Source organism: Streptomyces sp. NPDC046931 (assembly GCF_040644655.1).
Lineage (GTDB): Bacteria > Actinomycetota > Actinomycetes > Streptomycetales > Streptomycetaceae > Streptomyces.
Genome location: NZ_JBEYWX010000002.1, coordinates 295,291 through 312,216, shown reverse-complemented (window position 1 = coordinate 312,216; position 16,926 = coordinate 295,291). Strand labels below are relative to the sequence as shown.

The window sequence follows — 16,926 nt, the reverse complement described above, 5'->3', positions numbered from 1 at the left end:
GTCGGTGCGCGGGCGGTTGACAGCGGTGTCGACGGGAGACGACTGTCGGCGGGTGTCTCGGAACGTTAAGTTACGCTGCTGTGAGGCACCCCGGCAGTGCTTTCGTGTGACGATCGTAGGCCGGAAGACAAGGCTCGAATGCCAGGACGGTGGTAGTGTGCGCGCCTCCCTGATCCAGATCCGGGTAAATGAGGACGAATCGGTCGAGTCACGCCGCCGACGAGCCGCTTCCCTGGTACGAGATCAAGCCGGAGTCGACCTCGTGGTGCTGCCCGAGCTGTGGACCACCGGCGCGTTCGCCTACGACAGGTTCGCAGCCGAGGCCGAACCGCTCGACGGGCCCACGTACGAGGCGATGGCGAAGGCGGCGAGCGACTCGGGCGTGTGGCTGCATGCCGGCTCCATCCCCGAACGCGCCGCGCCCGACAGCGGCTCCGCCGCGGGCGAGGGTCCCCTCTACAACACGTCTCTCATCTTCTCCCCCTCCGGTGAACTGGCCGCCTCCTACCGCAAGATCCACCGCTTCGGCTTCGACAAGGGCGAGGCCGTGCTCATGGGCGCGGGAACCGAACCGGTGACGGTGCGTCTGCCGGAGACGACCGTCGGCGTGGCCACCTGCTACGACCTCCGTTTCCCCGAGCTTTTCCGCTCGCTCGTGACCGCGGGGGCCGAGACGCTCGTGATCCCCGCGGGCTGGCCGGAGCGCCGTCGGCCCCACTGGACGCTGCTGGCCCAGGCCCGGGCGGTCGAGAACCAGGCGTACGTCCTTGCCTGTGGAACGGCCGGGACGCATGCGGGAGTTCCACAGGCGGGTCACTCGATCGTGGTGGATCCTTGGGGCGAGGTCCTCGCGGAGGCCGGCGCCGGCGAGGAGATCCTCACGGTGGAGTTCGACCCGGGGAAGGTCGCTGCCACACGGGACCAGTTCCCGGCGCTGAAGGACCGGGTGCTGGGCCTGGAGCCCCCGCGGCACTGACGGCTCGCCCGCACCTCCGCGGTCCCAGCCCTCCCCGGTCCCAGCCCTCCCCGGTCCCAGTCATCCACAGTCCCGGTCCCGCGGCCGTACCGGCCGGCCCTACGCCGGTACGTGCACCGTCTCCACGCGGCTGGCCACCAGCCGCTCCCGCTCCCTGCGCGCCGCCTGCCTGCGCAGCCGCAGGATCTGGCTCAGCCCCAGCGCCTGGAGGACGAACACCACGGAGAACGCCACCGCGTAGTCGTCGCCCGTCGCGTCCAGCAGCAAGCCGATCGCCAGCAGCGTCGTCATGGAGGCGATGAAACCGCCCATGTTGGTGATACCGGAGGCGGTGCCCTGACGCTCCGGCGGGTTCGCCGGTCGCGCGAAGTCGAAGCCGATCATCGAAGCAGGGCCGCAGGCTCCGAGCACCGTGCACAGCACGACCAGCAGCCACATCGGCGCGTGCACGCCCGGGTAGAGGAGCGTGGCCGCCCACGCCACCGACGTCGCCCCGACCGTCCCGAGCGCCAGGGGAAGCCGTGCCGCATGGTGCCGGGCCACGATCTGCCCGTACACCAGGCCGACGACCATGTTCGACAGCACCACGAGCGTGAGCAGCTCCCCGGCCGTCGCCCGGGACAGCCCCTGCGCCTGCACCAGGAACGGCAGGCCCCACAGCAGCAGGAACACCATCGCCGGGAACTGCGTCGTGAAGTGCACCCACAGACCGAGGCGGGTGCCGGGCTCGCGCCAGGACGCCGCGATCTGCCGTCGCACGTACGTGGACCCGTGGTGCGGGGACGGTTCCGGCTCGTACCCCTCGGGGTGGTCCTTCAGGAAGAGGAGGAGCAGCACGAGGACGACGACCCCGGCGAGCGCACTGCCGCCGAAAGCGGCCGTCCAGCCGACCCCGTGCAGCAGCCGGGCCAGCACCAGCGTCGAGACCAGGTTGCCCGCCATGCCCACCAGACCGGCGAGCTGCGCGACCAGCGGGCCGCGGCGGGCCGGGAACCAGCGGGTGCCGAGGCGCAGCACGCTGATGAACGTCATCGCGTCACCGCAGCCGAGCAGCGCACGCGAGGCGAGCGCCATGTCGTACGACGGGGAGAACGCAAAGCCCACCTGGCCGGCCGTGAAGAGGACGACGCCCATGGCCAGCACCCTCTTGGTGCCGAGCCGGTCCACCAGCAGGCCGACGGGTATCTGCATGCCGGCGTACACGAGGAGCTGGAGGATCGAGAAGGTGGACAGGGCGGACGCGTTCACATGGAAGCGGTCCGCGGCGTCGAGTCCGGCCACGCCCAGGGACGTGCGGAAGATGACGGCGACGAAGTAGACCGAGACACCTATGGTCCACACCGCTATGGCGCGCCGGCCGCCCGGCGGGTCTCCGGGCAGGGAGACCGGGTGGGAGTTCAGGGAACGGGACGTCATCGCACCTCACCCCGCGCCAGGTGGGAGAACCAGCTGACATGCCGGTGGACGATGTCGACGGCCGCCCCGGCGTCGCCGGACCGCAGAGCCTCGAGGATCTCCTCGTGCTCGGTGAGCGTCTTGGCGATCCGGTCGGGGTGCGAGTGCATGACCGCCACCCCCATGCGCAGCTGGCGGTCGCGGAGTTGGTCGTACAGGCGGGAGAGGATCTCGTTGCCGCCACTGCGCACGATCTCGGCGTGGAAGGTGCGGTCGGTGAGCGCCGCCCCGGCCAGATCCCCGGCGGCGGCCTGCTCCTTCTGGCGTGCGAGGAGTTCCTCGAGGCGGTGGATCAGCCCGGGCGGGGCGGGCACGGCCTTGCGGGCCGCGTGCTCCTCGACGAGCTGACGCGTCTCCACCACGTCCGCGATCTCCTGCGCGGACACGGGCAGGACCAGCGCCCCCTTCTTCGGGTAGAGCCTGATCAGTCCCTCGACCTCCAGCCGGAGCAGCGCCTCGCGCACCGGGGTCCGGGAGACCCCCACCTCCTCGGCCAGCTCTCCCTCGGTGAGCAGCGTCCCGCCCTCGTAACGGCGCTCCAGAACACCCCGTTTGACGTGTGCGTACACGCGGTCGGCGGCGGGTGGCTGCTTGGCGGTCGGATTCTCCTGGGCGGGGGCGGCGGACGGCGCTGAAGGCATGCGCACATCATAGATACAACACGTACGCAAGCCGATGGGCGTCCATGATGTGGACCGGGAAAGTCTTCTTCCCCGTCCATCCCGGCAACCGCACATCCTTCTGTGCTAGTTACGAGTCTCACGAGGGGGCGGCAGTACCATCTGGCCGTCCTCCAGGGGCATTTGGATGCAGAAAGTGCATCAGAGACGCAATCGGAGCGTTCAACTTGATTACCGGCATTAAGGGCGCGCGCGTCCGCAGAGCAGCCGCGACAGTCGTCACCACCGCAGCCGTGCTCGCCACCGGCGCCCTCACCGCGGCACCCGCGCAGGCCGTCACGAAGCCCACGATCACCGCCAAGGGCGGGTTCGTGATGAACAACGGCACCGGCACGAGCCTGTTCACCAAGGCCGCCGACACGCCGCTGTCCACCGGCTCCACCACCAAGATCATGACCGCGAAGGTGGTGCTCTCCCAGTCGAACCTGAACCTGGACGCGAAGGTCACGATCCAGAAGGCCTACAGCGACTACGTCGTCCGGAACAACGCCTCCCAGGCACACCTGATCGTCGGCGACAATGTCACCGTCCGTCAGCTCCTGTACGGGCTGATGCTGCCCTCCGGCTGTGACGCGGCCTACGCGCTCGCGGACAAGTTCGGTACCGGCTCCACGCGCGACGCGCGCGTGAAGTCGTTCATCGGCAAGATGAACAGCACCGCCAGCAGCCTCGGCATGACGAAGACGCACTTCGACTCGTTCGACGGCATCGGCAACGGCAACAACTACTCGACGCCGCGCGACCTGACGAAGCTCGCGAGCAACGCGATGAAGAACTCCACCTTCCGCTCGGTCGTGAAGACCAAGACGACGCAGCAGAAGGTCACCACCAAGAGCGGCGGCTACCGCTACTACAACTGGACCAACACCAACCCGCTGCTCGGCACCTACAGCGGCGCCATCGGCGTGAAGACGGGCTCGGGCCCGGAGGCCAAGTACTGCCTGGTCTTCGCGGCGACCCGCGGCACCAAGACGATCATCGGTACGGTCCTGGCGTCGACGTCCGCCGACAACCGCCTGGCCGACGCGAAGAAGCTGCTGAACTACGGCTTCGCCGTCTGATCGCCCGGTCATCACGGCGAAAGGGGCCGGCCGCTCGTCCGCGGCCGGCCCTTTCGTCGTTCCTGCGCCTTGGGCGCTAGGCCCAGGTGATCAGCCGCTTCGGCTGCTCCAGGATGGCCGCCACGTCCGCGAGGACCTTCGAGCCCAGCTCACCGTCCACCAGACGGTGGTCGAAGCTGAGGGCCAGGGTCGTCACCTGACGCGGCTTGACCTTGCCCTTGTGGACCCAGGGCTGGAGCTTGATCGCGCCGACCGCGAGGATCGCCGACTCGCCCGGGTTGAGGATCGGCGTGCCCGTGTCGACGCCGAACACCCCCACGTTCGTGATGGTGACCGTGCCGCCCTGCATCGCCGCCGGGGACGTCTTGCCCTCGCGGGCCGTCGCCACCAGCTCGCCGAGCGCCTCGGCCAGCTGCGGGAGCGTCTTGTCGTGCGCGTCCTTGATGTTCGGCACGATCAGACCGCGCGGGGTGGCCGCCGCGATGCCCAGGTTCACATAGTGCTTGCGCACGATCTCCTGGCTCGCCTCGTCCCAGGACGCGTTGATGTCGGGGCTCCGCCTGATCGCGACCAGGAGCGCCTTGGCGACGAGCAGGAGCGGGTTGACGCGCAGGCCCTGGAGCTCCTTGTCCTGCTTCAGCTCCTCGACCAGCTTCATCGTCCGGGTCACGTCGACCGTGACGAACTCCGTGACGTGCGGCGCGGTGAACGCGGAGCCGACCATCGCCTGCGCGGTGGCCTTGCGCACACCCTTGACGGGGATACGGGTCTCCCGCGCGGTGTCGTACGACGCCACGGGCGCCGGAACGGCCGGACGCTCCACCGCCGGCGCGGGGACCGCCGGAGCGGCCGCCGCCGGAGCGGGAGCCGCGGCGGCGTGCACGTCCTCGCGGGTGATGATCCCGTCCGGACCGGAGGGCGTCACCGTGGCGAGATCGACACCGAGGTCCTTGGCGAGCTTGCGCACCGGGGGCTTCGCCAGCGGGCGGGTCTTCCCGCCGCCGTGCCCGTTCAGCTCGCCCTGGAGTGCCGTGGCCGCCTGGGGGGCGTCCCCGGCAGCCGCCGCGGTCGTCTTGCGGGGGCGGCGCCTGGTGGACGACTCGGCGACGCCGTAGCCGACGAGGACGGGCTTGCGGCCCTCCTGCTTCGGCTCCTCGGCCGGGGGCTTCGGTGCCGGGGTCTGCTCGGCCGGCGCCGGTGCCTCCTGGACGGGAGCGCCCCCGGCCACGTCGACCGCGATGATCGCGGTGCCGACGTCCACCGTGGTGCCCTCGGGGAAGTGCAGTTCCCGGACCACCCCGTCGTACGGGATGGGCAGTTCAACGGCCGCCTTGGCGGTCTCCACCTCGCACACGACCTGCCCGTCGGTGACCGTGTCCCCGGGCTGGACGTACCACTTGAGGATCTCGGCCTCGGTGAGGCCCTCGCCCACGTCGGGCATCTTGAACTCGCGCACGGACGCGTCAGTCATCGTCGTCACGACCCTCTCCTCAGTACGCCAGGACGCGGTCGACGGCGTCCAGCACCCGGTCCAGGCCCGGCAGGTACTCCTCCTCCAGCCGCGCCGGTGGGTACGGGGCGTGATAGCCGCCGACCCGCAGCACGGGTGCCTCCAGGTGGTAGAAGCACCGCTCCGTGATCCGGGCGGCGATCTCCGCCCCCGAGCCGAAGAACACCGGTGCCTCGTGCACCACCACCAGGCGGCGGGTCTTCTCCACCGACGCCTGCACGGAGTCGAAGTCCAGCGGCGAGACCGAGCGCAGGTCCAGGACCTCCAGTGACCGGCCCTCCTCCTGGGCGGCCACGGCGGCCTCCTGGCACACCTTCACCATCGGGCCGTAGGCGGCCAGCGTGACATCCGTGCCCTCGCGCACCACCCGCGCCTTGTGCAGGGGGTAGGGGATCGCCTCGGGGTCGACCTCGGACTTGTCCCAGTAGCGCCGCTTCGGCTCGAAGAAGATCACCGGGTCGTCGCTCTGGATCGCCTGCTGCATCATCCAGTACGCGTCCGACGAGTTCGACGGAGAGACGATCTTCAGGCCGGCCACATGCGCGAACAGCGCCTCGGGCGACTCGCTGTGGTGCTCGACCGCGCCGATCCCGCCGCCGTAGGGGATACGGATGACGACCGGCAGCTTCACCTTGCCCAGGGAACGGGCGTGCATCTTCGCCAGCTGCGTGACGATCTGGTCGTAGGCGGGGAAGACGAAACCGTCGAACTGGATCTCGACCACCGGCCGGTACCCGCGCAGCGCCAGACCGATCGCGGTGCCGACGATGCCCGACTCGGCCAGCGGGGTGTCGATGACCCGGTCCTCGCCGAAGTCCTTCTGCAGGCCGTCGGTGACACGGAAGACGCCGCCGAGCTTGCCGACGTCCTCACCCATCACCAGGACCTTGGGGTCCGATTCCAGGGCCTTGCGCAGCGACTCGTTGATCGCCTTGGCGAGCGCCATCTTCTCGGCCACGTCACTTGCCCCCTTCAACGTCCGCGAACGACGCCTGGTAGGCGGCGAACCGGGCCCGCTCCTCGTCGACGAGCGCATGCCCGTCCGCGTACACGTTCTCGAAGATGGCGAAGTGGTCCGGGTCCGGCATGGCACGGACCGCTTCACGCACCCGCCTTCCCAACGTCTCGCTCTCCGCCTCGAGTTCCGCGAAGAATCCCTCGTCCGCGTGGTTCGAGGCGAGGAGGTAGGCGCGCAGGCGGGCGATCGGGTCCTTCGCCTCCCAGGCGACCCGCTCGTCGTCGTGGCGGTAGCGGGTCGGGTCGTCGGAGGTCGTGTGCGCACCCATGCGGTACGTGAACGCCTCGACCAGGGTCGGGCCCTCGCCGTTGCGCGCCCGCTCCAGCGCCCACTTCGTGACCGCGAGACAGGCCAGGACGTCGTTGCCGTCCACGCGCACACCCGGGAAGCCGAAGCCCTGCGCCCGCTGGTAGAGCGGCACACGGGTCTGCTTCTCGGTCGGCTCGGAGATCGCCCACTGGTTGTTCTGGCAGAAGAAGACCACCGGCGCGTTGTAGACCGCCGCGAACGTGAACGACTCCGCGACATCGCCCTGGCTGGAGGCGCCGTCACCGAAGTACGCGATCACCGCCGAGTCGGCACCGTCCTTCGCCACGCCCATGGCGTAGCCCGTCGCGTGCAGCGTCTGCGAGCCGATGACGATCGTGTAGAGGTGGAAGTTGTTGCTGTTCGGGTCCCAGCCGCCGTTGTTCACGCCGCGGAACATGCCGAGCAGGTTGGTGGGGTCGACCCCACGGCACCAGGCGACGCCGTGCTCGCGGTAGGTCGGGAAGACGTAGTCCTCGTCGTTCAGCGCCCGTCCCGAACCGATCTGGGCGGCCTCCTGGCCGAGCAGCGAGGCCCACAGGCCCAGCTCACCCTGGCGCTGAAGAGAGGTGGCCTCCGCGTCGAAGCGGCGGGTCAGCACCATGTCCCGGTAGAGGCCGCGCAGCTGCTCGGGCGTGATGCCCTCGACGTAACGGTCGTACTCCGGGTTCGCGACCCGCTCGCCCTCCGGCGTCAGCAGCTGGACGAGATCCGCGTCCGAGCCCTTCTTGGGCGTGGTGCGAGTGGTGCGCTTGGTGCCGGTGGCGCCGGCCTTGCTTCCGGCGCTGCGTCGCGGCTTGCGCGCGGCAGTGCTCTCCACGGTCACGTGTGCTCCTCCGTCGGTCCGGCCCCCGGGTTCGCCGGGTGCCTGGGGGTCCCCTCGGCCCGCTTGGGGCCGCTGGGAGCGGCTCCGCCTGCAGCGCACGGGCGCACGGGGTGGGTGCGACTCGTTCGAAACAGACGTGACAGGTGCCCCGGCGAGCGCCCTGCAAAGGGCACGTTACCCAGTGCGCCACATTTCTGTGAAACCCCTCCTGACCTGGGATTTTGCTTGGATTTCCAAGTAAATCGAGTAAGTCGGGCACAGATGCTGGTCACAGCCTTGCAGGGGGCCGGAACAACGGCACGTTATCCCGCTCACCTGGAGCACGGGAAGACGTCTTCTGGGGTGGTGCTGGTGTCGCGGGGTGAGGGCGGGCCGTGTGACCGGCTTCCGGGGGCGGCTGCCGGTGCCGCGGCTACCGTCCGTGTACGGCGTGTGGTGTGCCGGGGTGCGCGCGGCGCGGCCGAAGGGCGTGCGGTGTGGGCTCAGAGCGCCGGAGCCGAGGTGCCGTCCGGCATTGCCGGAGCTCCGAGGAAGCAGCGCTCGTCGCGGCGGACAGGGCCCGGAAATGCCACGCGCGCGTGGAGCCCGTTTCCGGGTTCCACGCGCGCGTGACCGCGTTGTCGGGGGTGCGTCACCCCTCGTTGTGTCGTGCGGGAGACGGCCCCGTCACGGCAGCTGCGGGTCGCCCACGCCCGAGGTGTCCCCGCCGCCGCCCCCGGCCCCGCCGGTCGCCGTCGGGTCCGAGGTCGTGCCGCCGCCGCCCGTGGGCGAGTCCGTCGGCCCGTCCGTGGGCGCCGTCTCGGAGGGCTCGTCGCTCGGCTCTTCCGGCGTCGTCGACGGCTGCGGCGGCGGCTGCTCGCTGTAGCTCTGCGACGGCGTGTACGAGGGCGTGTAGTCCGAGCCGCTGCCCGTGTTCTCGTCGCCGCCCGTGGACGGGCCGGTCGCCTCGTCGGACGGGGTCTCCTCGGACTTCTTGTCGTCCTTGGACTTGGTCGGGGCCGGCGACTGCGTGGTACTCGTCCCGCCGCCGCTGCCGCCCGCGTTGTTCAGCGCGAGCGCGACGCCCGCCGCGATGGCGATGACGGCGAGGATCGCGAGGATCCACATCTTGCCGCGCCCGCTGCCCCTGTTGCCGTGCCCCTCGAAACCGCCGTCGTCACCGGAGCCGTAGCCCGCGGGCAGGATCGGCTGCGGGATCTGGGTGGTGCCGGACTCACCGGGGTGCGGCATCACCGTCGTACCGGCGAAGCCTCCCGCGGGGGTGTGCCGGCCCTCGTGCATCTCCACCGGGCCGGTGTTCCAGGTGCCGGTGTGGCCGCCCTGGTCGTACAGCATCTGGAGCGCGTACTGCACCAGACCGCGCATCTCCTCCGCGGTCTGGAACCGGTCGTCCGGCTCCTTCGCGAGGGACCGCATCACGAGCCCGTCCAGCTCCGGCGGGGCCGCGCCCTCCGAGGTCTGGGACGGGGGCACCGGGATGTCCTGAACGTGCTGGTACACCACGGACAGCGGGGTCTCGCCCACGAACGGGGGCCGCAGCGCGAGCAGTTCGTAGAGCAGGCAGCCCGTCGCGTACAGGTCCGAGCGGTGGTCGACGGCCTTGCCGAGCGCCTGCTCCGGGGAGAGGTACTGCGGCGTGCCCATGACCATGCCGGTCTGCGTCATCGTCGTGGACGCCCCGTGCAGGGCGCGCGCGATACCGAAGTCCATCACCTTCACGGCGCCGTTGTTGGTGATGATGACGTTCGCCGGCTTGATGTCGCGGTGCACGATGCCGTGCTGGTGCGAGTAGGCCAGTGCCTCCAGCACACCCGAGACGATGATCAGGGCCTGCTCGGGTCCGGGTGCCTCCGCGTTGAGCAGCAGGTCGCGGATCGTACGGCCCTCGACCAGCTCCATCACGATGTACGGCACCGCCTGGCCGCCCGCCTGGTCCTCGCCCGAGTCGTACACGGCGACGATCGCGTGGTGGTTGAGGCCGGCCACCGACTGGGCCTCGCGCGTGAAACGGGCCTTGGAGACCGGGTCCTCGGCGAGGTCGGAGCGGAGCAGCTTGACCGCGACCGTCCGGCCGAGACGCACGTCCTCGGCCGCGAACACCTCGGCCATGCCGCCCCGGCCGAGTCTGCGGGTCAGCCGGTACCGGCCGTCCCCGACAAGGCCGCCGTTGCCCCAGTTCTCCGGCGCGTCTGACATCCCGCCGCCAGTCGCCTCGGGGTCGGACGGGCCCTGGGCGCGCTGCGTCTGTGCCATCAGTCCTCGCCGTCGTTTCTGCCCGCGGTCTGCGCGGTGGTTGTTACGGTCTCCGACGGGCCACGCTACAGGCTCCGAGCAAGGCACCGGTCCGAGATGGATTCGAGAAAGACCGGTCATCTAATCCTGCGCCCGGTTCCATATGCAAATTCCACGCGCCGGCTGTACGGCACCCTTCACACCTCCGCGACGCTACTCTCGCGTACGGTCACGGCACGAGCACTGGGCTCCAGCTCCCGTGACCCTGGGCGGACTTGGCCGAAAACAGGCGGTCGATCACGGAACGACAGTGTCGATCATCAGCGGGGCGTGCGTTTGCCCGGGGCCGCTGCCGGTTGTGCGGCGTGCCCGACGAGGACGGGACGGCTTCGGCGCCTCTCGCACGGGACACGGTGCTCGATCTGCCAAGTCATGATCAAGACACTTCACACCGAGCCGGGTCGCGAACAGCCCTTCCCGACGGGCTCCGCGGCGCGGGGCAGCTCGTGGCGAAACTCACGCCCCGCAACACCGTCTCCGGTATCGGCACGCTTCGGCACCGGCGGCCACGACCTGCCGGGGCCACGCCGGGAGCCACGCCGAGAGCCTCGGTGAGGCGGATCGGCAGGGTGGCCGGCACACGGCGATCGCGTCCGCACATGTGCCGAAAGAACGCCTCCGGGCGGCGCGGGGAGCGCGCCTCGGACAGCCGAAAACGGCGAAGGGGCCCGGCACCTTCGTGGTGCCGGGCCCCTCGCATCACCAAGGTCACAGCTCGCATGGCGCAGATCGCCAGGCTCGTATGGCCAAGGCCGCCAGGCTCGTACGGGCCAAGGCCGCCAGGCTCGTACGGGCCAAGGCCGCCAGGCTCGTATGGCGCGGGTCACAGCTCAGCGGGCGGCTGCGACCGGCTCGCATGCCGGGATGACAGGCGGTTCCGTGCTACAGGTACGGGCCGCCCGTGCGGCCGCCGGCGCGACGGTCCTCCTCGCCGTCGGGGGAGCCCGCGCCCGGCGGAAGAGCGCGGCGCATCTGCTCCAGCTGGGCCCGCGCCGCCATCTGCTGGGCGAACAGCGTGGTCTGGATCCCGTGGAAGAGACCCTCCAGCCAGCCCACCAACTGCGCCTGCGCGATGCGCAGTTCCGCGTCGCTCGGGATCGCCTCGTCCGTGAAGGGCAGGGAGAGCCGCTCCAGCTCCTCGACGAGCTCGGGAGCGAGGCCGTCCTCCAGCTCCTTCACCGAGCTGGCGTGGATCTCCTTCAGGCGCTGCCGGCTCGCCTCGTCCAAAGGAGCGGCGCGCACCTCCTCCAGCAACTGCTTGATCATGCTGCCGATGCGCATGACCTTCGCCGGCTGCTCCACCTGTTCCGTCACCGGGATCTCGCGGGAGTCATCGTCTCCGGTGCCGCCGAGAGCCATTCCGTCCTGGCCTAGGACCAGGATCTGATGGGCGTTCTCGGACGACCTTTCGTTCCTCGGCATCTCCATGCGGCCATTCTCTCGCACCCGTACACGACACCAGCCATGTGCCCTCGGTGAGGGATGATCCACCCTGCCTTTTCCCGCGGGCCGGTGACAGGTGGACTCGCCGACGGGATCCGCGGCCGCCGCCCCGCGGAGACGGTGCGGCCTGGCATCCCGATGGTCGAGCCGGACCAGCTGCGCCTCGGCGTGCAGGACCGTCTGGTCCAGGAGCAGCAGCCGGGCGATCTCGTCCCGGGGCGCTGGCAGCTCGGCGAGGGCCGCACAGCGCTGTCGGACGTACCTGGCCGCAGGGGCTCCCTCCGATTCCGGCGCTGGATCCCGACGACGGCTGCCGCAAGGTCCTCCCGCACCGCCAGCCCGTCCGCTTCCAGGACGGCCAGTGCCATAAGGACCTGCGTGGGGTCCGGCGCCCACAGCACCCCGGTCCGGGCCTGGGATTCCGCGCGCAGCCGGGTACCACCGGGAGGCCGCGCTCCAGCAGAGCCGGCAGGCCGTGGCGCATCGACATGCCGTATCTGCAGCCCCGGGACGGGGGGCGGCCGGGGTGATGACCAGGGCGCCGGGCGGCCGACGGCGGTGATGCGGTGCGGGCCGGGCGGTGCGGTCCCGGCCGACAGGTCGAGATGCCGGACAGCGCACCCCGTGTGACGCTGGTGTTCCGTTGATCTTGCCTCCGAGCACGGGAGGGGGTCACGCGCGTGACTCCAAGGCTGCGTACGCCGTCCACGTTCCGCTCGCTCCGCGCCGCCGTCCTGCCACCGGTCCTGACGACGACTGCCGTTCTCGGCGCGTGCGGGATATCCGCCGCCCATTGCATACCGTCCGGGTCCGGGACACGACCCGCATACGGCGGCCGGACCGCCCCGTACTCCGTTCAGCCCCTCTGGACCCCCATGTCCGACGGCCGGCCCCCGTCCGCCGTCCTTCTCCCGGCCATGGACGCCTGGCAGCGTGACCTCGGCCTGCCGCCCCTCGACCCCGGCCGCCCCACCATGACTTCGTACGATTTGTCCTCGCACGGCCCCGGGCCGACGGTCTCCGTGATACCCGGCCGCGTGACCACGCCGGGCGCGAGAACGACCACGGCCTTCCCCGGAACGGCCGCACCGGGCCACAAGACATCGGCGGTACCCGTCCGGACAGCCGCGCTGAAGCGCCCGGTGCCCGCTCACCCCGTCGGCCCCGGACCCAAAGCCCCCTCCGAACACGGTCCCGGTTCCGGTTCCGATCACGGTTCCGCTCACGGCCCCGGTCACGGTCACGCGCCCGCCTCCGGAGCTCCCGCCGCTCCCCGATCCCCCTCCACTTCGTCCGCCTCCGCCTCGTCCTCTCCCTCCCAGCCCTCGACCGCGCCCTCTCGGGCCGGCAACTGGGCCGGCGAGGGACGGGAACGGCCCGGACGGCCGGACTTCGAGGAGGAAGACGAGGGGGAGGAGCCCGCGCACACCGACCCGGACTCCACGACCCCGGCGGACGAGAACACCTCCCCGACATCGAGGGAGCCGGACGAGGACTCTGACGCGACCGCGGAGGCGTCCCTCGGGGCGACCGATCTCCCCGTGTCCTCGTCCACCCCCTCTCGGGCCTCCGCCGCACCCGCTCGGCAGGTCGCCGCCTCGCAACCGATGGTCGAGATCCTGCCGCTCGGCAGCGGCCTGGTACTCATAGGTCTCGGCCTGGCCCTCGCGCTCCTCGGCCTGCGCCTGCGCCGGGACTGACGTCACCGCTCCTCGCCCGCGCCGGCCGGTGGCTCCCTCAGGACGCCACCAGCAGCACCTTCCCGATGTGGCCGCTCTCGTCCAGCACCCGGTGAGCCACGGCCGCCTCGCTCATCGGCAGTTCACGGTCGATGACGGGGCGCACATGGCCGGAGGAGATCAGCGGCCAGACATGCTCCCGTACAGCGGCCACGATCGCCGCCTTCTCACCGAGCGGCCGCGCCCGGAGCGAGGTAGCGGTGATCGCCGCCTGCCTGCGCAGCAGCGTGCTGATGTTCAGCTCGCCCTGCACCCCGCCCTGCATGCCGATGATCGCCAGCCTGCCGTTCACGGCGAGCGCCTGGACATTGCGGTCCAGATACTTCGCACCCATGTTGTCGAGGATGACGTCCGCGCCCGCGCCCGCCGTGGCCTGCCGGATCTCCTCCACGAAGTCCTGCTCGCGATAGTTGATCAGTACGTCCGCGCCCAGTTCGGCGCAGTAGTCCAGCTTCTCCTTGGTGCCCGCCGTGACCGCCACCTTCGCGCCCACCGCCTTGGCCAACTGGATCGCCATCGTGCCGATGCCGCTGGAACCGCCGTGCGCCAGCAGCGTCTCGCCCGGGCGCAGATGGGAGACCATGAACACGTTCGACCAGACCGTGCAGGTCACCTCCGGCAGCGCGGCCGCCTGCCGCAGCTCGATCCCCTCGGGCACGGGCAGCAGCTGCCCGGCCGGGACCGCGACCTTCTCGGCATAGCCACCGCCCGCGAGCAGGGCGCACACCTCGTCGCCGACGGCCCATCCGGAGACGCCGGGGCCGAGCGCGGCGATCCGCCCGGAGCACTCGAGTCCGGGGTACGGGGACGCACCGGGCGGCGGGTCGTAGAGGCCCTGACGCTGGAGGAGATCCGCGCGGTTGACGGCGCTGGCCGCCACCTCGATCAGCACTTCGCCCTCGCCGGGTACGGGGTCGGGGACCTCGGCCCATACCAGCGCCTCGGGCCCACCGGGTTCAGGAATCGTGATCGCGTACATGAGGGGGACGCTACTCCCAGTCCTGGCCTCACGAGCACGCCCGCTCCCGACGTTTCACGTGAAACAGTCCCTGTTCCGGCTCACTCCGCCCATACCCACGGCAGGTCCAGCAGTTCCACTTCCTGACCGGGCCGGGCACCACCCGGCGGTACGACCGCCAAGGCGTCCGCGGCGGCGATACCGCGCAGCATGGCCGGTCCGTTGTAGTGGAGCGGCAGGGCATGGTCGGCGCGCACGACGACAGGGACGAGCCGGGTGTCGTACGGGTGACCGTGGGCGGATTCCCTGAGAGGCAGCGTGTACGGCTCCGGGGCCGCGCGCCCCGCCAGGCCGCGCAGCAAGGGCTCGGCGAGCGTGAGCAGGCCCGAGACGGCCGCGAGCGGGTTGCCGGGCAGCCCGACGAGGTGCTGGTCGTCCCGGGTGCGCGCCAAAAGCATCGGGTGTCCCGGGCGCACCTTCACTCCGTCCACGAGGAGTTCGGCGCCGACGCGACGCAGGGTGGGGTGGACGTGATCGACAGGACCGCCGGCCGTACCGCCGGTTGTGACGATCACGTCGGCCGTCGAGGACATGACCGCCCGGTGCAGGGCCTCGGCATCGTCGCCGAGCCTGCGGACGGCCACCACGTCCGCGCCGAGCGCGCGCAGCCATGGCGGCAGCATCGGGCCGAGCGCGTCCCGGATCAGGCCGTCTCTGGGCAGTCCCTCGGTGAGCAACTCATCCCCCAGCACCAGCACTTCGACCCGAGGGCGGGGCAGTGCACACAGCGTGTCGTACCCGGCGGCCGCGGCGAGTCCCAGTACGGCCGGGGTGACCAGGGCCCCCGGGGGGAGCAGCTGGTCGCCGGTGTGGCACTCCTGGCCGCGCGGCCGGATGTCCTGTCCGTGCGCGACGGTGTGGGTCCTTCCTGCGCCCTCGGAGCCGAGAGCCGGGGGGAGGACGGCATGCAGCCGGCCCTTGCCGTCCATGCTCCCGTGTTCGCTGCGCAGAACGGCGGTGGTGTCCGGGGGGATGCGCGCACCCGTGGCGATCCGCACGGCCTCGCCGTCCTCGAGGGGAGCCGGCTCCGTGTGTCCGGCGAGGATTCCCTCCTCCCGTACGTCCCAGGGACCGGGGCCCGCGACGGCCCAGCCGTCCATGGCGGAGGTGTTGAAGGAGGGCAGGTCGGTCAGCGCGGTGAGGGGCGCGGCGAGAACCATGCCGAGTGCGTTCTCCAGAGGCACGTCGGCGGGTTCGCGTCGGGGGACGGAACGGGCCGCGCGCTCGGCGGCGGTGCGGGCCTCGGGCCACGGCGTGGTCTCGTGGCGCGGGTGACGCTCGGGCGTGGCCGACGAGGCGGCCTCCGGCGGGCGGTCCCGGCCGGAGTCCCGGGCGCCGGGATACCGAGGGGTGCCCGGGCCGGTTCCGGGCGTACGGGGCTCGGACCGGACGTCCCGTGAGCCGGGGTCCCGTACGAGGGCGAGTGCCTCTTCGAGGTCGCGGTCGTGTTCGAGGTCGCGGTCGTGCGCGACGTCCCGGTCGTGCGCGACGTCCCGTTGCTGCTGCTCCGGGCCGTGCCGCTTCTCGGGCGGGCGGCCGGGGCGGGCCTCGCCCGGACGGTCGCGGGCACCGCTGTCGTCGACCACGGCCAGGGCCTCCTCCACATACCGTTCGTCGGTGTCCGGGCCTCCCCGGGCGCCCCTGCCCCTCATCCCGCGTCCGGCTTGGCCTCGGCGGCCTCCTCGTCCGCCCAGCGCAGGGCCAGGGCGGCGGCCTTGCGGGCGGCCTCGGCGACCGCTTCGGGGCCGCCCTGCGCCTGCGCGGCGGCGTAGCCGACGAGGAACGTCGTCAGCGGGGCGGCGGGACGGGCCACACCGTGCGCGGCGTCGCGGGCGAGGTCCAGGAGGACGCCGGTGTCGACGTCGAGGTCGATGCCCAGCTCGTCCTTGACTGCGGAGATCCATTCATCCAACACGTGCCCATGCTCCCTGATGCGTGTCCGGGCGGCGGCGATGTCGTCCCAGGTGTCGCAGTCGAAGGACGCGACGGGGTCGGAGATACGGGTGAGGCCGAGCCCGGCGACCAGCCGTCGCAGGGGAAGGCCGGCAAGGTGATCGTGCTCGGTGGCCAGCCGTGCGAGTTCGCGGCGCAGTGCCGCGCTCCGGTACGCGGCGACGAGGGGCTGATCCCGTCCCTCGGGGTCGGTGAGCACCGCCCCTTCGGCGCCGCTCGCCCGCAGTGCGGCCAGCAGCCGCCGTACCGTGCCCTCCTCCAGGAACGGCAGATCGGCGGAGAGCACGACGACATACCCGGCCGTGGTGCGCCGCAGCCCCGCGTCGAGCGCGGCGACCGGTCCCGCGCCGGACGGCTCCTCGCGGGCCCACATCACGGGGCGCGTGGTGGGTCTGGGGTCGGCGACGACCACCGTCGTGGCCGCGCCGGCGCAGGCCGTCAGGACACGGTCGAGCAGTGCCCGGCCCCCGACGCGCACGCCCGGTTTGTCGGCCCCGCCGAGCCGCCGGGCGGCACCGCCGGCCAGCACGACGGCGTCGTACCGGTCGGCGCCCGGGTCGCCCGGGGCTTCGTACTCGGTCATGCCCCCGAGTATGGGCGCCGGGTCGATCAGTGCCACCCCCGCGCACATCGGACACGCGCGGGAGTT

13 protein-coding genes are annotated in these 16,926 nt (G+C 71.4%); 3 read left to right on the top strand and 10 right to left on the bottom strand.

The genetic code is table 11. The annotated features are described in order from the left end of the window. Window positions 1-157: 157 nt before the first annotated feature. On the top strand, window positions 158-976 hold the full coding sequence (locus tag ABZ876_RS05475) for a carbon-nitrogen family hydrolase (RefSeq protein WP_361774620.1): 819 nt from the start codon (window positions 158-160) through the stop codon (window positions 974-976). A 99-nt stretch (window positions 977-1,075) separates the two neighbouring features. Here ABZ876_RS05475 and ABZ876_RS05470 read toward each other — a convergent pair whose 3' ends face one another. Continuing rightward, complete coding sequence (locus ABZ876_RS05470) at window positions 1,076-2,392, bottom strand: MFS transporter (RefSeq protein ID WP_361774617.1); 1,317 nt, start codon at window positions 2,390-2,392, stop codon at window positions 1,076-1,078. Continuing rightward, the gene (locus ABZ876_RS05465) at window positions 2,389-3,072 is read right to left on the bottom strand and encodes a GntR family transcriptional regulator (RefSeq protein ID WP_361774614.1); all 684 of its coding nucleotides are present in this window, start codon (window positions 3,070-3,072) and stop codon (window positions 2,389-2,391) included. The genes ABZ876_RS05470 and ABZ876_RS05465 overlap by 4 nt, the downstream gene beginning before the upstream one ends. Before the next feature lie 206 nt (window positions 3,073-3,278). Between ABZ876_RS05465 and ABZ876_RS05460 the strand changes: the two genes are divergently transcribed. Continuing rightward, a complete protein-coding gene (locus ABZ876_RS05460) occupies window positions 3,279-4,172 on the top strand; it encodes a serine hydrolase (RefSeq protein ID WP_361774612.1) in 894 nt (297 codons plus the stop codon). Window positions 4,173-4,248: 76 nt separating this feature from the next. Here ABZ876_RS05460 and ABZ876_RS05455 read toward each other — a convergent pair whose 3' ends face one another. From ABZ876_RS05455 to ABZ876_RS05435, 5 genes are all read right to left on the bottom strand, one after another. Further along, window positions 4,249-5,652, bottom strand: a complete 1,404-nt coding sequence (locus tag ABZ876_RS05455; RefSeq protein ID WP_361774609.1) for a dihydrolipoamide acetyltransferase family protein — start codon at window positions 5,650-5,652, stop codon at window positions 4,249-4,251. 10 nt (window positions 5,653-5,662) lie between these two features. Next, window positions 5,663-6,640 (bottom strand): alpha-ketoacid dehydrogenase subunit beta, encoded by a 978-nt coding sequence (locus ABZ876_RS05450; protein WP_361774606.1) that lies wholly within the window; start codon window positions 6,638-6,640, stop codon window positions 5,663-5,665. A 1-nt stretch (window position 6,641) separates the two neighbouring features. Beyond that, a complete protein-coding gene (gene pdhA / locus ABZ876_RS05445) occupies window positions 6,642-7,832 on the bottom strand; it encodes a pyruvate dehydrogenase (acetyl-transferring) E1 component subunit alpha (protein WP_361774603.1) in 1,191 nt (396 codons plus the stop codon). Between the two features lie 666 nt (window positions 7,833-8,498). Beyond that, a complete protein-coding gene (locus tag ABZ876_RS05440) occupies window positions 8,499-10,085 on the bottom strand; it encodes a protein kinase (RefSeq protein ID WP_361774600.1) in 1,587 nt (528 codons plus the stop codon). Window positions 10,086-11,006: 921 nt separating this feature from the next. Next, window positions 11,007-11,552 (bottom strand): bacterial proteasome activator family protein, encoded by a 546-nt coding sequence (locus ABZ876_RS05435; protein WP_361774597.1) that lies wholly within the window; start codon window positions 11,550-11,552, stop codon window positions 11,007-11,009. Window positions 11,553-12,442: 890 nt separating this feature from the next. On the opposite strand from ABZ876_RS05435, the gene ABZ876_RS05430 reads away from it, so the two are divergent. Then, on the top strand, window positions 12,443-13,267 hold the full coding sequence (locus ABZ876_RS05430) for a hypothetical protein (RefSeq protein ID WP_361774594.1): 825 nt from the start codon (window positions 12,443-12,445) through the stop codon (window positions 13,265-13,267). Window positions 13,268-13,304: 37 nt separating this feature from the next. Here the strand turns inward: ABZ876_RS05430 and ABZ876_RS05425 are convergent, their stop codons facing one another. From ABZ876_RS05425 to ABZ876_RS05415, 3 genes are all read right to left on the bottom strand, one after another. Further along, window positions 13,305-14,285 carry an NAD(P)H-quinone oxidoreductase gene (locus ABZ876_RS05425; RefSeq protein WP_361774591.1) on the bottom strand — a complete coding sequence of 327 codons (981 nt, stop codon included), beginning with the start codon at window positions 14,283-14,285 and terminating at the stop codon, window positions 13,305-13,307. An 80-nt stretch (window positions 14,286-14,365) separates the two neighbouring features. After that, window positions 14,366-15,976: a molybdopterin molybdotransferase MoeA gene (locus ABZ876_RS05420; RefSeq protein WP_361774588.1), complete on the bottom strand. Its 1,611-nt coding sequence runs from the start codon at window positions 15,974-15,976 to the stop codon at window positions 14,366-14,368. Further along, a complete protein-coding gene (locus ABZ876_RS05415; protein WP_361774585.1) occupies window positions 15,973-16,860 on the bottom strand; it encodes an NTP transferase domain-containing protein in 888 nt (295 codons plus the stop codon). Before ABZ876_RS05415 ends, ABZ876_RS05420 begins: the two co-directional genes overlap by 4 nt. Window positions 16,861-16,926 lie beyond the last annotated feature (66 nt).

Coding starts and splice junctions, on each gene's coding strand:
- ABZ876_RS05420 (WP_361774588.1), bottom strand. CDS start 15,976: ATGAGGGGCAGGGGCGCCCGGGGAGGCCCGGACACCGACGAACGGTAT.
- ABZ876_RS05470 (WP_361774617.1), bottom strand. CDS start 2,392: ATGACGTCCCGTTCCCTGAACTCCCACCCGGTCTCCCTGCCCGGAGAC.
- ABZ876_RS05415 (WP_361774585.1), bottom strand. CDS start 16,860: ATGACCGAGTACGAAGCCCCGGGCGACCCGGGCGCCGACCGGTACGAC.
- ABZ876_RS05435 (WP_361774597.1), bottom strand. CDS start 11,552: ATGGAGATGCCGAGGAACGAAAGGTCGTCCGAGAACGCCCATCAGATC.
- ABZ876_RS05440 (WP_361774600.1), bottom strand. CDS start 10,085: ATGGCACAGACGCAGCGCGCCCAGGGCCCGTCCGACCCCGAGGCGACT.
- ABZ876_RS05465 (WP_361774614.1), bottom strand. CDS start 3,072: ATGCCTTCAGCGCCGTCCGCCGCCCCCGCCCAGGAGAATCCGACCGCC.
- ABZ876_RS05425 (WP_361774591.1), bottom strand. CDS start 14,285: ATGTACGCGATCACGATTCCTGAACCCGGTGGGCCCGAGGCGCTGGTA.
- ABZ876_RS05430 (WP_361774594.1), top strand. CDS start 12,443: ATGTCCGACGGCCGGCCCCCGTCCGCCGTCCTTCTCCCGGCCATGGAC.